The organism is Rhodoferax sp. OV413 (assembly GCF_945881795.1).
Classification (GTDB): domain Bacteria; phylum Pseudomonadota; class Gammaproteobacteria; order Burkholderiales; family Burkholderiaceae_C; genus Allorhodoferax.
Genome location: NZ_CAMCVG010000051.1, coordinates 1 through 17,114 on the forward strand (window position 1 = coordinate 1; position 17,114 = coordinate 17,114).

20 protein-coding genes and 1 riboswitch are annotated in these 17,114 nt (G+C 65.7%); of the genes, 16 read left to right on the forward strand and 4 right to left on the reverse strand.

Annotated features, from left to right (window positions below; all coding sequences use genetic code 11):
• The 3 genes from Q0O05_RS07755 to phbB form a co-directional block, all read left to right on the forward strand.
• A partial coding sequence (locus Q0O05_RS07755) for an alpha/beta fold hydrolase (RefSeq protein ID WP_293661824.1) occupies positions 1-1,141 on the forward strand: 1,141 nt, incomplete at its 5' end.
• Positions 1,142-1,173: 32 nt separating this feature from the next.
• Positions 1,174-2,352: an acetyl-CoA C-acetyltransferase gene (locus tag Q0O05_RS07760; RefSeq protein ID WP_293661826.1), complete on the forward strand. Its 1,179-nt coding sequence runs from the start codon at positions 1,174-1,176 to the stop codon at positions 2,350-2,352.
• A gap of 90 nt (positions 2,353-2,442) precedes the next feature.
• Positions 2,443-3,180 carry an acetoacetyl-CoA reductase gene (gene phbB / locus Q0O05_RS07765; protein WP_293661828.1) on the forward strand — a complete coding sequence of 246 codons (738 nt, stop codon included), beginning with the start codon at positions 2,443-2,445 and terminating at the stop codon, positions 3,178-3,180.
• 99 nt (positions 3,181-3,279) lie between these two features.
• Here phbB and Q0O05_RS07770 read toward each other — a convergent pair whose 3' ends face one another.
• From Q0O05_RS07770 to zapB, 3 genes are all read right to left on the reverse strand, one after another.
• On the reverse strand, positions 3,280-4,095 hold the full coding sequence (locus tag Q0O05_RS07770; protein WP_293661830.1) for a sulfite exporter TauE/SafE family protein: 816 nt from the start codon (positions 4,093-4,095) through the stop codon (positions 3,280-3,282).
• A 324-nt stretch (positions 4,096-4,419) separates the two neighbouring features.
• Complete coding sequence (locus tag Q0O05_RS07775; RefSeq protein ID WP_293661831.1) at positions 4,420-4,773, reverse strand: cell division protein ZapA; 354 nt, start codon at positions 4,771-4,773, stop codon at positions 4,420-4,422.
• Entirely contained in the window at positions 4,770-4,994 is a 225-nt protein-coding gene (gene zapB, locus Q0O05_RS07780; RefSeq protein WP_293661833.1) for a cell division protein ZapB, read from the reverse strand. The genes Q0O05_RS07775 and zapB overlap by 4 nt, the downstream gene beginning before the upstream one ends.
• 36 nt (positions 4,995-5,030) lie before the next feature.
• A riboswitch (cobalamin riboswitch) is annotated at positions 5,031-5,268 on the forward strand.
• Positions 5,269-5,338: 70 nt separating this feature from the next.
• Between zapB and Q0O05_RS07785 the strand changes: the two genes are divergently transcribed.
• From Q0O05_RS07785 to Q0O05_RS07825, 9 genes are all read left to right on the forward strand, one after another.
• Positions 5,339-7,228 (forward strand): TonB-dependent receptor, encoded by a 1,890-nt coding sequence (locus tag Q0O05_RS07785; RefSeq protein ID WP_293661835.1) that lies wholly within the window; start codon positions 5,339-5,341, stop codon positions 7,226-7,228.
• Positions 7,229-7,276: 48 nt separating this feature from the next.
• Positions 7,277-8,128, forward strand: a complete 852-nt coding sequence (locus Q0O05_RS07790; RefSeq protein ID WP_293661836.1) for an ABC transporter substrate-binding protein — start codon at positions 7,277-7,279, stop codon at positions 8,126-8,128.
• 5 nt (positions 8,129-8,133) lie between these two features.
• Positions 8,134-8,730 (forward strand): bifunctional adenosylcobinamide kinase/adenosylcobinamide-phosphate guanylyltransferase, encoded by a 597-nt coding sequence (gene cobU, locus Q0O05_RS07795; RefSeq protein ID WP_293661857.1) that lies wholly within the window; start codon positions 8,134-8,136, stop codon positions 8,728-8,730.
• A gap of 68 nt (positions 8,731-8,798) precedes the next feature.
• Positions 8,799-9,719, forward strand: coding sequence for a helical backbone metal receptor (locus tag Q0O05_RS07800; RefSeq protein ID WP_293661838.1), 921 nt, complete (start codon positions 8,799-8,801; stop codon positions 9,717-9,719).
• Positions 9,716-10,786, forward strand: a complete 1,071-nt coding sequence (locus tag Q0O05_RS07805) for an iron ABC transporter permease (protein ID WP_293661840.1) — start codon at positions 9,716-9,718, stop codon at positions 10,784-10,786. Before Q0O05_RS07800 ends, Q0O05_RS07805 begins: the two co-directional genes overlap by 4 nt.
• Positions 10,783-11,601 carry an ABC transporter ATP-binding protein gene (locus Q0O05_RS07810; RefSeq protein ID WP_293661842.1) on the forward strand — a complete coding sequence of 273 codons (819 nt, stop codon included), beginning with the start codon at positions 10,783-10,785 and terminating at the stop codon, positions 11,599-11,601. The genes Q0O05_RS07805 and Q0O05_RS07810 overlap by 4 nt, the downstream gene beginning before the upstream one ends.
• A 42-nt stretch (positions 11,602-11,643) precedes the next feature.
• The gene (gene cobT, locus Q0O05_RS07815) at positions 11,644-12,723 is read left to right on the forward strand and encodes a nicotinate-nucleotide--dimethylbenzimidazole phosphoribosyltransferase (RefSeq protein ID WP_293661844.1); all 1,080 of its coding nucleotides are present in this window, start codon (positions 11,644-11,646) and stop codon (positions 12,721-12,723) included.
• Entirely contained in the window at positions 12,717-13,610 is an 894-nt protein-coding gene (locus Q0O05_RS07820) for an adenosylcobinamide-GDP ribazoletransferase (RefSeq protein ID WP_293661846.1), read from the forward strand. The genes cobT and Q0O05_RS07820 overlap by 7 nt, the downstream gene beginning before the upstream one ends.
• Positions 13,611-13,613: 3 nt before the next feature.
• Complete coding sequence (locus Q0O05_RS07825; protein ID WP_293661848.1) at positions 13,614-14,186, forward strand: histidine phosphatase family protein; 573 nt, start codon at positions 13,614-13,616, stop codon at positions 14,184-14,186.
• Here the strand turns inward: Q0O05_RS07825 and nth are convergent.
• Positions 14,156-14,797, reverse strand: coding sequence for an endonuclease III (gene nth, locus Q0O05_RS07830; RefSeq protein WP_293661850.1), 642 nt, complete (start codon positions 14,795-14,797; stop codon positions 14,156-14,158). The genes Q0O05_RS07825 and nth overlap by 31 nt on opposite strands.
• A 179-nt stretch (positions 14,798-14,976) precedes the next feature.
• Between nth and Q0O05_RS07835 the strand changes: the two genes are divergently transcribed.
• The 4 genes from Q0O05_RS07835 to Q0O05_RS07850 all read left to right on the forward strand — a co-directional run.
• Complete coding sequence (locus Q0O05_RS07835; RefSeq protein WP_293661852.1) at positions 14,977-15,210, forward strand: type II toxin-antitoxin system VapB family antitoxin; 234 nt, start codon at positions 14,977-14,979, stop codon at positions 15,208-15,210.
• A complete protein-coding gene (locus Q0O05_RS07840) occupies positions 15,207-15,587 on the forward strand; it encodes a type II toxin-antitoxin system VapC family toxin (RefSeq protein WP_293661853.1) in 381 nt (126 codons plus the stop codon). The genes Q0O05_RS07835 and Q0O05_RS07840 overlap by 4 nt, the downstream gene beginning before the upstream one ends.
• 83 nt (positions 15,588-15,670) lie before the next feature.
• Positions 15,671-16,858 carry a PLP-dependent aminotransferase family protein gene (locus Q0O05_RS07845; protein ID WP_293661854.1) on the forward strand — a complete coding sequence of 396 codons (1,188 nt, stop codon included), beginning with the start codon at positions 15,671-15,673 and terminating at the stop codon, positions 16,856-16,858.
• 11 nt (positions 16,859-16,869) lie between these two features.
• The coding region (locus tag Q0O05_RS07850; protein WP_293661856.1) for a DsbA family protein at positions 16,870-17,114 on the forward strand (245 nt) is incomplete at its 3' end.

Sequence of the window (17,114 nt, forward strand, 5' to 3'; positions counted from 1 at the left end):
AAACGTGGCCACCACCGAAGGCGCTGTGGTTTTTGAGAACGAGCTCTTTCAGCTGCTGGAATACAAGCCGCTGACCGCCAAGGTGTACCAAAAGCCGTTTTTGCTGGTTCCGCCTTGCATCAACAAGTTCTACATCCTCGACCTGCAGCCCGAGAACTCGCTCATCCGCTACGCGGTGGAGCAGGGGCACCGCACCTTCGTGGTGAGCTGGCGCAACCCTGACCAGACTCTGGCCCACAAGACCTGGGACGACTACATCGAACACGCCGTCATCAAGGCGATTCAGGTCACCAGCGAGATCGGCGGCTCGCCCAGCATCAACGCACTGGGCTTTTGCGTGGGCGGCACCATGCTGGGCACTGCGCTGGGCGTTTTGGCCGCGCGCGGCGAAAAAATGGTGGATAGCGCAACCTTTCTCACCACCTTTCTCGATTTTTCAGACACCGGCATTCTTGATGTGTTCATCGACGAGGCCATGGTCAAGTTCCGCGAGGCGGAGCTGGGCAAGGGCGGCCTGATGAAGGGGCAGGACCTGGCCAGCACCTTCAGCTTCCTGAGACCCAACGATCTGGTGTGGAACTACGTGGTGGGTAACTACCTCAAGGGCGAGACGCCGCCCCCGTTTGACCTGCTGTACTGGAACAGCGACAGCACCAACCTGCCAGGCCCTTACTACGCCTGGTACCTGCGCAACACCTATCTCGAAAACAACCTCAAAAAGCCCGGCAAGCTCACCGTGTGCGGCCACAAGCTGGACCTCTCTGCGGTGGACATTCCGGTCTACCTGTATGGCTCGCGCGAGGACCACATCGTTCCCATCGGCGGCGCCTATGCGTCTACCCGGGTGCTGAGCGGAAAAAAGCGTTTTGTGCAGGGCGCCTCCGGACACATTGCCGGCGTCATCAACCCGCCAGCCAAAAACAAGCGCAGCCACTGGATCCGTGCCGACGGCAAGCTGCCGGGCACCTATGCCCAGTGGCTCGAGGGCGCTACCGAACACACCGGCAGCTGGTGGCCCGACTGGGCCGCCTGGCTCAAGGGGCACGCCGGCAAGCAAATCGCCGCCCCTAAAACCTATGGCAAGGGCAAATACAAAGCCCTGGAAGCGGCGCCCGGGCGCTATGTGCAGGCCAAGGCCTGAGATTTTTTGATTCACTACAAAGGAGACACCTGATGGAAGATATCGTGATCGTTGCAGCAGCCCGAACTGCTGTTGGTAAATTTGGTGGCTCTTTGGCCAAAATGCCCGCCACCGAGCTGGGCAGCATCGTCATCAAGAGCCTGCTCGAGCGCAGCGGCCTGGGCGCTGACGTCATCGGCGAAGTGATTCTGGGTCAGGTGCTGGCGGCCGGCGTCGGCCAGAACCCCGCCCGCCAGGCGGTGATGAAGGCCGGCTTGGCCCAAGAAACCCCCGCACTCACCATCAACGCGGTGTGCGGTTCCGGCCTCAAGGCCGTGATGCTGGCGGCCCAGTCGGTAGCCTGGGGTGACAGCGAGATTGTGATTGCCGGCGGCCAGGAAAACATGAGCGTCTCCCCCCACGTGCTGCTGGGCAGCCGCGACGGCCAGCGCATGGGCAACTGGAACATGATCGACACCATGATCACCGACGGCCTGTGGGACGTGTACAACCAGTACCACATGGGCATCACCGCGGAAAACGTGGCCAAGGCCAACGACATCACCCGCGACATGCAAGACGCTTTGGCTCTGGGCAGCCAGCAAAAGGCCGCTGCCGCGCAGGAAGCCGGCAAGTTCAAGGACGAAATCGTTCCGGTGAGCATCCCCCAGCGCAAGGGCGACCCCATCGTTTTTGATGCGGATGAATTCATCAACAAAAAAACCAACGCCGAAGCCCTGGCCGGCCTGCGCCCCGCCTTCGACAAGGCCGGCAGCGTGACCGCGGGCAACGCCTCCGGCATCAACGACGGCGCTGCGGCTGTCATGGTCATGTCGGCCAAAAAAGCCGCCGCCCTGGGCCTGACCCCGCTGGCCCGCATTGCCAGCTTCGGCACCACCGGCCTGGATCCCGCCATCATGGGCCTGGGCCCGGTGTCGGCCACCCAGCGCGCGCTGGCCCGCGCCGGCTGGAAGGCCTCGGATGTGGACTTGTTCGAACTCAACGAAGCCTTTGCCGCCCAAGCCTGCGCGGTTAACAAGCTGCTCGACATTGACCCCGCCCGGGTCAACGTCAACGGCGGTGCGATCGCCATCGGCCACCCCATCGGCGCGTCCGGCGCCCGCATTCTGGTAACTCTGCTACATGAAATGCAACGCAGCGGCGCCAAAAAGGGCGTGGCCTCGCTGTGCATCGGCGGCGGCATGGGCGTGGCGCTGGCGGTAGAGCGCTAATTTCAGGTGATTTCGGCTGCCGGCCCCCGCGTTTGTCGCGCAGGCAGCTATTGATTTGATAGTGGTCTAGTTTAAAAAAGAGGAAACAATATGAGCCAAAAAGTAGCGTACGTCACCGGCGGCATGGGCGGCATCGGAACCGCCATCTGCCAACGTCTTCACAAAGACGGCTTCAAGGTCATCGCCGGTTGCGGCCCCACCCGCGACCACGGCAAGTGGATTGCCGAGCAAAAAGAACTGGGCTTCACCTTCCACGCCTCCGTCGGCAACGTGGGCGACTGGGATTCCACCGTCGAAGCCTTCACCCGGACCAAGGCCGAGCACGGCAGCATTGACGTGCTGGTGAACAACGCCGGCATCACCCGCGACCGCATGTTCCTGAAAATGAGCCGCGAAGACTGGCAGGCAGTGATGAGCACCAACCTGGACTCCATGTTCAACGTCACCAAGCAAGTGGTGCCCGACATGGTGGAAAAAGGCTGGGGCCGCATCATCAACATCTCGTCAGTGAACGGCGCAAAAGGCCAGGCCGGCCAGACCAACTACTCAGCTGCCAAAGCCGGTATGCACGGTTTCTCGATGGCCCTGGCGCAGGAGCTGGCCACCAAGGGTGTCACCGTGAACACCGTGAGCCCTGGCTACATCGGCACCGACATGGTCAAGGCGATTCGCGAAGACGTGCTGGCCAAGATCGTGGCCACCGTGCCGGTCAAGCGCCTGGGCGAGCCCTCGGAAATTGCGTCTATCATCGCCTGGCTGGCGTCGGAAGAAGGCGGCTACGCCACCGGCGCCGACTTCTCGGTCAACGGCGGCTTGCACATGGGCTAAAGCGCGGTTGCTGAGCCCTGCGTGCCAGGCCTGCATCGCCGTAAAAAGCCCGTCTCGTGCGGGCTTTTTTTGTGAGAAAAGTGGTGACCCGCCGCCGGCTCAGCCGTGCAGGCCCTTCCAGAACATGTAGGCCGCCAGCACGTACAGCACACAGGCAAACACGCGCCTCAGAGTGGCTATCGGCAGGCTGTGCGCCATGCGCGCACCCACGGGTGCGGTGCAGACGCTGCAGGCCGCAATGACGGCCAGGCCCGGCAACCACACATAGCCCAGCGACCAGGGCGGCAGGCCCCCCAGCCACTGGCCCGCCCACACATAGCCTGCCGTGTTGGCCAGCGCAATCGGGAGGCCCAACGCGGCACTGGTGGCTACTGCGTTCAGAAGCGGGATGTTGTGCGCCACCATGAATGGCACGCTCACAAAAGCGCCCCCGGCGCCCACCAGTCCCGACAAGAAGCCGATCAGCCCCCCGGCGGCCCATTGCCCCGCGCGCCCGGGCATGACGCGACCTGGGCGGGGTTTTTTATCCAGAAAAATTTGGGTGGCTGAGTAGCTGATGAAGACGGCGAACAACATCGCCAGCACGCTGCCCTTGATGAGTGCAAAAACGCCCAGGCTGGCCAGGGCGCCTCCCAGCACGATGCCGGGCGAGAGGCTGCGCGCTACATCCCAGCGCACCGCGCCGCGCTGGTGGTGCGCGCGCAGGCTGGAGATGCTGGTGAACATGATGGTCGCCATCGAGGTGGCAATCGCCATCTTGACCGCCACATCGGCCGAGACGCCGCGCGCAGTCAGGATGTAGGTCAAAAACGGCCCCATGATCATGCCTCCGCCAATACCCAGCAGCCCGGCCACCAGCCCGGTCACCAGGCCCAACGTGGCCAGCTCGACGATCAATAAGGGTTCAACAGACATCACAGGAAAGCAAGGAGAAGGACTGGCTGGGCGAGAAGAGGGCGAAGTGGAAGAAGGGAGGCGAGGGTATCAGGGGGGGAGCGGCAAGGTGCGGAAAAAGTGTCTGCGAAACTCCACCGGACCGGCATCCTGAACCGGGGTTCAGGTGGGCGAGGTCAGACAACGCTTTGGGTTCATCTGACGCGAGATGATCACGCTAGCGGAGCAATGTTCCAAGCCCTGGCTCAATGAGCATTGGTTCAAGGAAATATACAGCCCGGCAGGTTCGCAGACACAGTCATTGTAGGGGCCTGCGGTGGGGCCGGTGTGGCCTTTTGCGAGTGTTTACAGCAAACGCCCGTCTTCGCCCAATACCGCATCCAGCCGTTGCAACAGGTTGCTCAGGAGTGCGGCCTCATCGCCGGCCAGGGGCAGGCTCGGGCTGACGGATTTGGATTGGGCGGCGGCATTGGATGCCACCGCCACCGCCGCCACAGCGGCCTTGTCGGGCAACTCAAAGGCGAGGTTGAGTGCAGCCAGCACGGCAATACGGTCGCGGGCGCGAACCTTGCCGGCGTCGCGGATCTTGCACATTGCGGTGTCCACCTTTTCCACCGCGTCCTGCAGCCGGCCTTCGCCGCCCTCGGGGCAACCCAGCAGGTAGCTCTGGCCCATGATCTGAACTTCGAGCTGCTTCATGCGGCGTCTTTGTGGAGGGTGGTGGTGTCGTTCATGCGCTCCAGCAGCCCGTCAATGCGGGCGCGGGCGGTGCCCAGGCGCGACTTCAGCGCATCGCGCTCATGGGTGAGCGCGTCGACCTGCTGCACCAAGAGGGCGTTGGTGCGCTGCAGTTCTTCATAGCGCAACAGCAGGCGCTCTACACGCTCTGCAATCTGGTCGATAGGTGACAGGTTCGACATAGGGGTGCATTGTAGGCGGGGCGCAAGGATGGCCTGCGTAAAATGCGCCCTGTTGGTGCTCGCGGTGTGGCTCACACACCGCAGTTCAACGGGAAGCAGGAGGGCGGCGCCGACATGTGCGTGCCTAACCTGCGCTGCCCCCGCAACGGTAAGTGGACGTGCCCCCGCGGCAACGCTTCCATCACGGTCACTGAATGTCTTCAGCACGCATTCGGGAAGACGATGGAGGTTGCATCCACCAGCCCGGATACCGGCCAACAAGGTGGAGCCGCGCCCGTCGCGCCTCCGTGACGCTCAAGCCCTGGCGGGGAAGCCGGGGAGAGTTCTCCGGTTGGTAATTTTTAATGACTTTTGTTTTTTATCGTGCACGCGCGAGTGCACTCCCTGCGGCCATTGCATCTGTCGTGGCGTCTGCCGCAGCACCCACTGGCGCGCATGCGCAATCCCAGCTGGTGGCCTCTTTGCATGAAGTGGTGGTGACCGCCAGCCGCAATCCGCAGCCCCTGAGCGCGGCCTCCGCCCACACCACAGTGATCACCCGCGCCGATATCGAGACCTCGCAGGCGCCGGACCTGGTCACCCTGTTGCAGCGAGAAGCGGGCTTGCAAGGCACGCAAAACGGCGGCCTGGGTTCTGCGTCCACACTGTTTTTGCGCGGCATGCCCTCGCTGGATACGCTCATCCTGATCGACGGCGTGCCCCAGACCAAGCAAGACGCCTCCGGCGCGGTGAGCCTTGAGCACATCCTGCTCGATAACGTGGAGCGCATCGAAATCGTGCGTGGCAACGTGTCGGCCATCTACGGCTCGGGCGCGATCGGCGGTGTGATTCAGATATTCACCCGAGCGGGTAGCCAGGAGCCGTCGGCCCATCTGGGGCTGGAGCTGGGGCCGCGCAACACCTTCAAGAGCACGGCGCAGGTCGGCCTGTCGGCAGGCGACACCCAGCTGAGCGTGGGCCTGACGCGGCTGGGCACCGGCGGCTTTTCGTCCGTCAATACGGAGCAGTACACGTTTGCCAATCCGGACGCTGATGGCTACCACAACACCTCGTCGAACCTGACCCTGACGCATGCGCTTTCTGCCGATCACCGGCTGGGGCTGCAATGGATGCAAGCTGATGCCAGCGCGCAAACCGATTCCAGCTACTCATTTACACAGTCCAGCGATATCCAGTCTTCAATGTCCGCCTTGGGCCAAACCACGGTCTCCAGCGACAACACCTTCGGCCGCTGGCGCAGCCGGGTTCATTTGTCCGAGCAATCGCAGCGCGACAAGTTTGTGCAAAGCGGATCGAGCAACTCGGTGTATGGCTACCTCACCCGCACCCAGACCCTGCGCTGGGTGAACACCCTGCCGGTGGGCGACAACTGGTTGGGAACGGCCGGACTCGAGGAGCAACAGCAACACGTGGACACCAATGCCGACGATGGCACGCCGGCCTACGACCTCAACCGCCTGGCGGATGCGGTGTTTGTGGGGCTGGAGGGCTGCTTGGGCCCCCTCACCATGCAGCTCAATCTGCGCAACGATAAGGTCGGATCTCTGTCCAAAGACACCACCTACCTGGGCCTGGGATATTCGCTCACCGATGCGCTCAAGCTCACCGCCAGCACCTCCACCGCCTTCAATGCGCCGCCGCTGGGCTACCTTGTCGACCCCTATGCGGGCAACCTGTTGCTCAAGCCCGAACTGGCCTATAGCAACGAGGTCGGCGTGCAATACAGCGTGGGCAAAGACCTCATCCGCGCCACCTATTTCGATACCAGGGTGCAAGACCAGCTGGTGTATGACTCTGGAACCAGCAAGTTCGGCAACATCAACCGCGCGCGCATCACCGGGCTGGAGGTTTCCTACCGCGCCAGCGTGGCGGGGGCGGACGTGCAGGCCAGCCTGACCGGGCAAAACCCGGTGGACGAAACCACCGGCAAAACGCTTGCGCGGCGCGCCAAAACCATGGCTTCATTGGGCGCCTCCAAGCCCTTTGGTGCATTGCGGTCCGGGTTCAATCTGCGCTATGTGGGCGAGCGCAATGACGACACCACCCAGGGCGCTGCGGTGGACCTGGGCGCTTACTCGGTGTTGGATGTCACGCTGGCTTACCGGTATTCGCCGCAGCTCCTGCTGACCGCCCGCATCGACAATCTGATCGATGCCAGGTACCAAACCGTTTACGGCTACAACCAGCAGGCGCGCAGCCTTTTTGCGGGCCTGACCTGGACCCCCAAACGCTAGTTCCTGAACCCTAGCTCCTCAACCCTAGCCCTTACCCTCAAGCCGCCCATGCCGCACGACCTGCTTCGCTTCTCACCCGGCCCCCAGCGCATCGTCTGCCTCACCGAGGAGACAACCGAGTGGCTTTACCTGCTGGGGCAGGAGGCGCGCATTGTTGGAATATCGGGCTACACCGTGCGCCCCCGCCGCGCGCGCGATGAGAAGCCGCGGGTGAGCGCCTTTTTGAGCGCCAAGACCGACAAAATCATGGCGCTGCAGCCGGACTGCGTGTTCGGGTTTTCAGACCTGCAGGCCGATATTGCGTCCGACCTCGTCAAGCGCGGCGTGCAGGTCACCATCTTCAACCAGCGCAGCGTGGCCGACATCTTTTCCATGCTCTACCAGGTGGCGGCTATGGTGGGCGAGGCGGCGCAGGGCGAGCAACGCATTGCCGCCATGCAGGCCGATCTGCGAAACATGCAGGCCGATGTGGCTGCGCGGCTGGCAGCAGGCGCGCGCCGGCCGCGGGTGTTTTTTGAAGAGTGGGACGAGCCGCACATCAGCGCCATCCGCTGGGTCTCGGAGCTGATCGCAATTGCCGGCGGGGACGATTGTTTTCCCGAGCTGGCGCAAGAGCCCATGGGCAAGCAGCGCATCATTGCCGACGGTGCCGAGATCGTGCGGCGCCAGCCCGATCTGATTCTGGGTTCCTGGTGCGGCAAGAAGTTCCGCCCCGAAAAAGTGGCCGCCCGCGCCGGCTGGACCGATGTGCCGGCGGTGCGCAACGGCCAGCTGTTCGAGATTAAATCGCCCGACATCCTGCAGCCCGGCCCCGCCGCGCTGACCGACGGTGTGCGGCAATTGCACCAGCTTTTCATGCGCTGGATGGACGCCGACCTGGCCGGAGCGTTCAAGCCATGAGCGCGATGAACTCGGCCCGCAATGCGCTCAGCCCGGCCCGCAGCGAGCTAATCCTTGGCGGCCAGAAAAGCGGCAAGTCCCGCCGCGCCGAGCTGCTGGCCAATCAATGGTTGTCGCAAAGCGCCGGCCACTCTGCGGTCTTGATTGCCACCGCCCAGCCCTTTGACGACGAAATGCGCCAGCGCATTGACCGCCACCAGGCCGACCGCGCCGCGCGGGTGCCGGGTATGCGGCTGGTGGAGGAGCCGCTGAACCTGGCGGCGGCCATCGCGCAGCACAGCGCGCCGCACACCTTGGTCGTAGTGGACTGCCTGACCTTGTGGCTCACCAATCTGCTGATGCCGGCAGAAAATGCATCCTTTGAGCCTCTAACTGGCGCTGATATTGCGCGGACTGCTTCTCTTTTGGTAGCAATCCAGCAGGCTGCGGGCCCGTTGGTGCTGGTGGGTAACGAGATTGGCATGGGCGTGATTCCGATGGGGCGCGAGGTGCGGGCGTTTGTGGATGCGCTCGGTCGGCTGAATCAGGACGTTGCCGCTGCCTGCGAGCGGGTCACGCTGATGGCGGCCGGCATGCCGCTTACTTTGAAAGGCCCACCGTGAGGCTCGCGCCACAGTTGCTTGCTTGTTGGAGCGGGGCGCTGTGGGGCAGCTTGCGTGCCTCGTGGCTTATGTTGTTTCTTGTTGCGCAGGCCGCTGGCGCCGCCCCTGCTGGCTCTGCGCCGTTGGCAGCTGCGCCTCAGCGTGTGGTCAGCCTGCTGCCCTCGCTCACCGAGACGGTGTGCGCGCTCGGGGCCTGTGACCGCCTCGTGGGCGTGGACCGGTATTCGACCTACCCGCCCGGCGTGCGCGGCTTGCCCCAGCTCGGCGGCGGGCTGGATCCGAATATTGAGGCCATCGTGGCGCTGCGGCCTGATGTGGTGCTGATGGCGGGCTCGTCCCGCGGGGCACAGCGGCTGCAGGCCCTGGGCGTTCGGGTGGTGGCGCTGGAGCCGCAGACCCACGCCGATGTGCAACGCGCCTACCTCCAACTCGGGGCTTTGCTCGGCGTGGCCGAGCCGCTGCGGGCCTGGAAGGCGGTAGACGACGCGCTGAGCGCCGCCGCCGCCGCGCTGCCGGCTTCCTCGCGCGGGGCGAGGGTGTATTTCGAGGTGGGCGAGGGGCCGTATGCGGCCGGGGAGGCGTCTTTCATTGGCGAAACCCTGCGCCGTCTGGGCGCCCGCAACATCGTGCCGGCCAAGCTCGGGCCTTTCCCCAAGCTGAACCCCGAATTCATCGTCCGCGCCAATCCGGACGTGATTTTTGTGGTGGAGCGCAATGCCGCCGAGCTGCGCTCCCGCCCGGGCTGGCAGGGCATCCGGGCGCTGCGCGACGGCCGCGTGTGCGCCTTTAGCACCGAGGAGTCGGACGCGCTGGTGCGCCCCGGCCCGCGCATGGCCGAGGCGGCCCGGCTCATGGCGCGCTGCCTGCAAGGGGCTGCCCCTGCCCCTGCCGCAGCGGCTGCCACTGTCTCTGCCCCCGCTTCTGCCCCCGCTTCTGCCCCCGCTTTTACTTCCGCTGCGACTCCCAGCTCTGGAGGCGCCCGGCCATGAACGACCCGCGCATCCGCAGCCTCGTCGGGGTGGGTGTGGGCGCGGCCCTGCTGCTGCTAGTGCTGGGCGTTTTGGTGGGCAGCACCGGCTGGCTCGATCTGAGGGCCGGCTTCTTCGGCCCCGCGCAGGATGTGGCGCAGGCTGCCACCCTGCAGCAAATCATCTGGGACATCCGCCTGCCCCGCACCGCGGGGGCCTGGGCAGCGGGGGCGCTGCTGGGGCTGGCGGGGGCAGTGGCGCAGGGGGTGTTTCGCAACCCGCTGGCAGACCCCTACCTGCTGGGCAGCGCCTCGGGCGCGTCTCTTGGCGTGGTGCTGGTGCTGGCGGCCCTGGGTGCGGCTGGGGAGGGTGCAGGGGACATGGACGGTACGGGGGCCTTGCATGTGTTTTCCGGCGGCCTGGGTCTGCGGCTGGGGCTGACTGGTGCGGCCTTTGCCGGCGCGGTGCTGGCGGTGTTGCTCACGTTGCTGCTCGCGCGTGGCGTGGGCCACACCCTGCGGCTGCTGCTGGCCGGTGTGGTGGTCGGCGTGGTGCTGGCGGCGCTTACGCAGATGGTGCTGCTGTTCAGCCCCGAGGCGATGCCGGCCATGCAGGCTTTTATGCTGGGCTCCACCGCGTTTGTGGGCTGGACATCCTGCGGCCTGATGGCCGGCGTGTGGCTGTTGTGTTGGCTCTTGGCGTGGTTGCTCTCGCGCGTGCTAGACGGTTTGAGTCTGGGCGACGCCACTGCGCTGAGTCTGGGCCTGCCGGTGGCGCCGATGCGCGCGGCGCTGGTGGCGGTGCTGGCCCTGGCCACCGGCACGGCGGTTGCGCAAACCGGCCTGATTGCGTTTGTGGGTCTGGCGGCGCCCCATCTGGTGCGCTCGCTGGTCAAGACCACCCATGCGCCCCTGATGCTGCTCTCCAGCCTTGCCGGCGGCGTGTTGCTGATGGCGGCCGATATTCTGGCCCGCAGCTTGCTCGCGCCGCAGGAGCTGCCGGTGGGCGTGTTGACCGCCGTCGTGGGCGGGGGCTATCTGCTGTGGCGCATGCACCGCGGAAATCAGCAGGCGGCGGGGGCTCTATGAGTCCGGTGCCATCTTCTGCTGCCGGAGCCGCTATTGCTCCTAAAAATATAGCTATCCGCGCAGACTCTATAAGCGCTAGCCTCGGTTCGGGTGCTGCAAAGCGGCAGGTGTTGCACGATGTTTCGTTGGCCTTGCAGGCGGGCCGCTGGACCGCCATCGTCGGGCCTAACGGGGCGGGCAAGTCCACCCTGCTGCGTTGCCTGGCTGGCGTGTTGCCCCACAGCGGTGTGGTGTATCTGGCGGAGCGGCCGCTTTTAGCGGTGCCGCAGCGCGAACGCGCACGGCAGCTGGCCTGGCTGGGCCAGAACGAAACCTCTGCCGACGACCTCACCGTGTGGGATGTGACCATGCTCGGCCGCCTTCCGCACCAGGACTGGCTGGCCGCGCCTTCGGAGGCCGACCATGCCACCGTCGCGCAGGCCCTGCGCGCCACCCGGGCCTGGGACTGGCGTTGCCGCCCGCTGGGCGAATTGAGCGGCGGCGAGCGCCAGAGGGTGCTGCTGGCCCGCGCGCTGGCGGTCGAGGCGCAGGTGCTTCTGATGGACGAGCCGCTGGCCAACCTGGACCCGCCGCACCAGGCCGACTGGCTGGCGGTGGTGCGCGCGCTGGCGGCGCAGGGCCGCACCGTGGTCAGCGTGCTGCACGAAATCAGCATGGCGCTGCACGCCGACGCGCTGGTGGTGATGGACCAGGGCCGCGTGCTGCACCACGGCACCTGCGCCGACCCCGCCACCCGCCAGGCACTTATTGAGGTGTTCGACCACCGCATCGCCATCCACGCCATTGACGGGCAGTGGGTGGCGCTGCCGCGATAAAAACATGGCCCCCTGAAAACCTCCGATTCCAAAATGTCTTCTATGCCTTTCATCCCAGCCATCCCGGACATCGCCGACCCCGCCCTCGCGGCGGCGTTGCAAGAGGCGCTCAACCACAAGACCAAGCCGCTGGGCTCGCTGGGGCGGCTGGAGGCGCTGGCCCTGCACATCGGCCTGTTGCTGGGCACTACCGCGCCGGTGCTGGTGCAGCCGCAGATGGTGGTGTTTGCCGCAGACCACGGGCTCACGGCCCGCGGGATTTCGGCCTTCCCGAGTGATGTGACCTGGCAGATGGTGGAGAACTTTCTGGCCGGCGGCGCGGCGGTCAGTGTGCTGGCGCGGCAGCACGGTCTGGCGCTCACCGTGGTGGATTGCGGCGTGAAGCACGACTTTCTGGCGGGTCTGCCCGAGGGGGCGCAGCGTCCTGGTTTGCTGGTGCGCAAGGTGCCGGGCGCCGAGCGGGGCACGGCAGACGCATCGCTGCAGCCGGCGATGAGCGCCGCCCAGTGCGAAGCGGCGCTGCGTAACGGCATGGCGCTGGTGCGCGCGCTGCCGGGCAACGCGCTGCTTCTGGGCGAGATGGGCATTGGCAACACCTCGGCGGCTGCGATGCTGCTGGCGCGTCTTGCCAACCTCGATATTGCCGACTGCACCGGCGCCGGCACCGGGCTAGACGCGCCCGCGGTGCTACGTAAAACCGCGGTGCTGCGCGAGGTGCTGGCCTTGCACGCCGGCGCCACCGCGCCGCTGGACGCGCTGGCGGCATTCGGCGGCCTGGAGATCGCGACCATGGTGGGCGCGGTGCTGCAGGCTGCGCTTGAGCGGCGGGTGGTGGTGGTGGATGGGTTTATTGCCGGCAGCGCGGTGCTGGTGGCGCAGGCCCTGCAGCCGCGGGTTCTGCAGCGCTGCGTGTTCGCCCACCGCTCCAGCGAGCAGGGCCACGCACTCATGCTTCAGCATTTGCGGCAGGACTCCGGCGCGCAGCCGCTGCTGGATATGGGCCTGCGGCTGGGCGAAGGCTCGGGCGCGGCGCTGGCCTGGCCGCTGTTGCAGTCGGCTTGCCTCATCCTGCGCGAGATGGCCAGCTTTGCGCAGGCCGGCGTGTCCGGAAAATCATGCTGAGCTTCATCCGCCACTACCTGCTGGCCGTGCAGTTTTTTACCCGTGTGCCCGTCACCGGACGGCTGGCGGCGTGGGTGGGTTTCAGTCCCGCGATGCTACGGGCGAGCGCGGCGCATTTCCCCGGGGTGGGCTGGCTGGTGGGCGCGGCAGTGGCGGCCCTCTCGTGGGGCTTGCTGCAAATGCTGCCGCCGCACGCATTGGCCTGCGGTGTGGTGGCGGCCTTGGGCACGGTGTTCACCGTGCTGATGACCGGCGCCTTTCACGAAGACGGACTGGCCGACGTGGCCGACGGTCTAGGCGGAAGCTACCAGCGCGAGCGCGCGCTCGACATCATGAAAGACTCGCGCGTTGGCGCCTTCGGGGCGATTGCGGTGGCGCTGGTCTTGTTGTGTAAGGTCATGCTGCTGGCGCTTTTGGGGGCGCTGCAACCCGCACTTCTGGTGGTCGGGCTGTTTGCGGGGCATGTGGTGTCGCGCACGTGGCCGCTGCTCACCATCCGGCTGCTGCCGCATGTGGGCGACACCGCGCAGAGCAAGTCCAAGCCCTTGGCCGACCAGATCAGCGTGGGCTCGCTGGGGGTCGCGTTTTTATGGTGTTTTGCGGCGCTTGGGCTTGCGGGGTATGCGCTCGCAGCTATGGATTTGGTAGCGCCAGTGGCCAACCGTGCGGGCGCGAGCTTGCAATGGTCATGGGCTGCGGTGCTTGCCGGCGCCGTGGTGTGTAGCGGCCTTTCCTGGGGCTGGATGCACCGCTGGTTTGCCCGGCGCCTGCAGGGCTTTACCGGCGACTGCCTGGGGGCCATTCAGCAGGTGAGCGAAATCGCCTTCTACCTCGGGCTGGCACTGATGTGGGGCGCGCTGGGTCTGCCGGCGGCGCTGCCGGCCTGAGTCATGGGACTGTGGGTGTTGCGCCACGCCAAGCCTCTGATCGGGCAGGGCGTTTGCTACGGGCAGCTGGATATGCCCGCCGACCCCGACTTGACGCTGGGCGCCGCCCGCGCCGCGGCGAAGGCGCTGCCAGCCAACGCCCGCCTGCGCTACTCGCCGCTACAGAGATGTGAGCAGCTCACGCAGGCCCTGTGCAGTCTGCGGCCGGATTTGGCACTCGATTGCAGGCCCGACGCACGATTGATGGAAATGCATTTCGGCGTGCACGAGAGCCAACGCTGGGCCGACATCGACCCCGGCCTGGTGCAGGCCTGGACCGACGACTTTGCCGACCACCGCTTTGGCGGGGCTGAGTCGGTGCGCGAGTTCATGGCCCGGGTGGGCGGGGTGTGGGACGAGAGGGAAGTAGAAGAGGTGTGGGTTAGCCACGCCGGCGTGGCGCGCGCGGCCAGCCTGTTGCACCGCGGGTTGCGCTGTGTGGGTCAGGCCTGCGAATGGCCGGTGGATGCGCCGGCCTATGGCGAATGGCTGCAGCTGGAAGCGCCTTATTCCGGCGCCGGCGTCTTGGCCCGGTAGTCGCAGACCGCCGCCACGCTGCACTGCCAGCACAGCGGCTTGCGCGCCTGGCACACATAGCGGCCGTGCAGGATCAGCCAGTGGTGCGCGTCCACGAGGTAGGCGGGGGGAATGCGCTTGAGCAGCTTGAGCTCGACTGCCAGCGGCGTCTTGCCCAGCGCCAGCCCGGTGCGGTTGCCCAGGCGGAAGAGGTGCGTGTCCACCGCCATGGTGGGCTGGCCGAACGCCACATTCAGCACCACATTCGCCGTCTTTCGGCCCACGCCGGGCAGCGCCTCCAGCGCCTCTCGCTGGGCTGGCACCACGCCCCCATGTTGCTCGGTCAGCATACGGCAGGTCTCCATCAGGTGGCGCGCCTTGCTGCGAAACAGGCCGATTGTCTTGATGTGTTCCTCCAGCCCAGCCAGGCCCAGCGCCAGCATCTTTTGCGGCGTGTTGGCGACCGCAAACAGCTTGCGCGTGGCCTTGTTCACGCCCACGTCGGTTGCTTGCGCCGACAGCAGCACCGCCGCCAGCAACTCAAACACCGAGCTGTACTCCAGCTCAGTCTGCGGATTGGGATTAGCGGCTTGCAGGGTGGCGAAGAATTGTTCGATGTGGGCGGGTTTCACGGTGTGGCCTCGAGTGGGGGCTACGTTCTGACGGGATGGGAGAGCCCTGAGCTTAGCGCCTCCGGAGGGGGCGAGGCCTTGCCTGATTGGCGAGGTGATGCGCCTTTTGGTCATTCCAGGATGCATCCCTTGATGCACATATTGATGCACAATAACATCAACCTTTTCACGGAGCCGCCATGAGAACCACCGTCACCATCGAAGACGCCCTTTACGAGCAGGCCCTGGAAGTGGCCGATCCGCAGATGAACCGCGGCGACCTCTTCCGCGAAGCCATCAAAACCTTTGTGCGCGTTCAGTCTGCCAAACGCCTGGCGGCCCTGGGCGGCGCGTCGCCCGAGATGGCAGACATCCCGCGTCGCGGCACAGACCTCGCCGCTCACTCCGTTCCTGCTGCCCCTGCCGCACCATGACAGTGTTGGTTGACACCTCGGTCTGGGCGGCGCACTTTCGCAGCCATAACGCAAGCCTCGCGCAGTTGCTCTTGCTAGATAAGGTGCGCATCCACCCGCTCATCGTCGGCGAGCTGGCCTGTGGCACGCCGCCTGAGCCACGTCTGGCCACCCTGCTTCACCTCGAGCAACTGCAGCCGGCGCTGCAAGCCACTCCCGCCGAAGTGCGCGACTTTATTGAGCGCGAGAGGCTGTTTGGTTTGGGCTGCGGGCTTATTGATGTGTCGCTGCTGGCCTCCACACTCATCACCCCGGGAGCCGCGCTATGGACTTTGGACAAGCGGCTTGGCGCGCTCGCCGAACGCTTCGGTGTGGGCTTTCAGCCGCCGCTGCACTAGCCGTCTCCGGCCGGCGGGCTGCGCTGGCTTACACTGAATTTCTCATTCCATCGCATCCCCACCGTCCCCCACCAACCCGCACCATGATCTTCGCAGAACGCCTCAATTCCATCGAAACATCGGCCATCCGGGAGCTGTTCAAGCTGCTGGGCAAGCCGGGCATCATCAGCTTTGCGGGCGGCTTTCCCGATCCGGCCCTGTTTGATGTGGAGGGCATCCGCGTGGCGACTGAGGCGGTGCTGGCGAACCAGCCCGGGCCGGTGCTGCAATACGGCGCGACCGAGGGCTGGCAGCCGTTGCGCGAGGGCATCAGCCGGCACATGGCGGCCAAGGGCGCCACCGTCGCCCCCGAGGGGCTGATCGTCACCACCGGCAGCCAGCAGGCGCTGGACCTGATTGGCAAAACCATGATCTCGCCGGGCGACAAGGTCATCATGGAGGCGCCCACCTTCCTGGCCACCATCCAGTGTTTCCGGCTGTATGGCGCGCAGATCATCGGCGCCCCGATTGACGCGCAGGGGGTGGATGTTGACAAGCTCGAGGCCCTGATTGACGAGCACCGCCCCAAGCTGGTGTATCTGATTCCTTCATTCGGTAACCCCAGCGGCGCGATGCTGAGCCTGGAGCGGCGCCAACGCATTCTGGAAATTGCCGCCCGCACCCGCACGCTGGTGGTGGAAGACGACCCCTACGGCGAGCTGTATTTCGACCAGCCGCCGCCGCCCAGCCTGCTGGCGCTCAGCGACAGCGTGCCCGGCAGCCGCGAGTGGCTGGCCCATTGCGGCTCGTTCAGCAAGGTGCTCAGCCCCGGCCTGCGGGTGGGCTGGATGATTGCTCCGCCCGAGCTGCTGGCGCGCGCCACCATGTGCAAACAATTCAGCGACGCGCACACCAGCAACCTCACCCAAGCCACCGCCGCCCACTACCTCACGCTGGGCCGCCTGAACGCTGCGCTGGACGCCGTGCGCAGCACCTACGCCGAGCGCGCCCGGGTGATGGCCGCGCGCCTGCAGGCCGAGCTGGGCGATGCAATTGCGTTTGACGCGCCCCAGGGTGGCATGTTCTTCTGGGCCCGCCTCACCGGCGCCCACGGCAAGCCCACCCACGCTGCCGACTTCGCCAAACGCGCCATCGACAAGCTGGTCGCCTTTGTGCCCGGTGCCCCGTTTTATGCCCACGACCCCGACCCCAGCACCCTGCGGCTGAGCTTTGCAACCGCCGATGTGGCCAAGATTGAAGAAGGCATTGCCCGTCTGGGGCAGGCGCTCTGATGGAAAACCGTATGCCCCCACTCCTCAAGATTGATTTTGTGTCCGACGTGTCCTGCCCTTGGTGCGTCGTTGGTTTGCTCTCCCTGGAGACTGCGATTGCCCGCCTAGATGGGGAGATTGAGGTCCAGATGCGGTTCCAACCGTTCGAGCTCAACCCGCAGATGGCGCCCGAGGGCGAAGACACCGCGGAGCACCTTCACAAAAAGTACGGCTCCACCCCCGAGCAGGCTGCGGCCATGCGCGAGAACATCCGCGC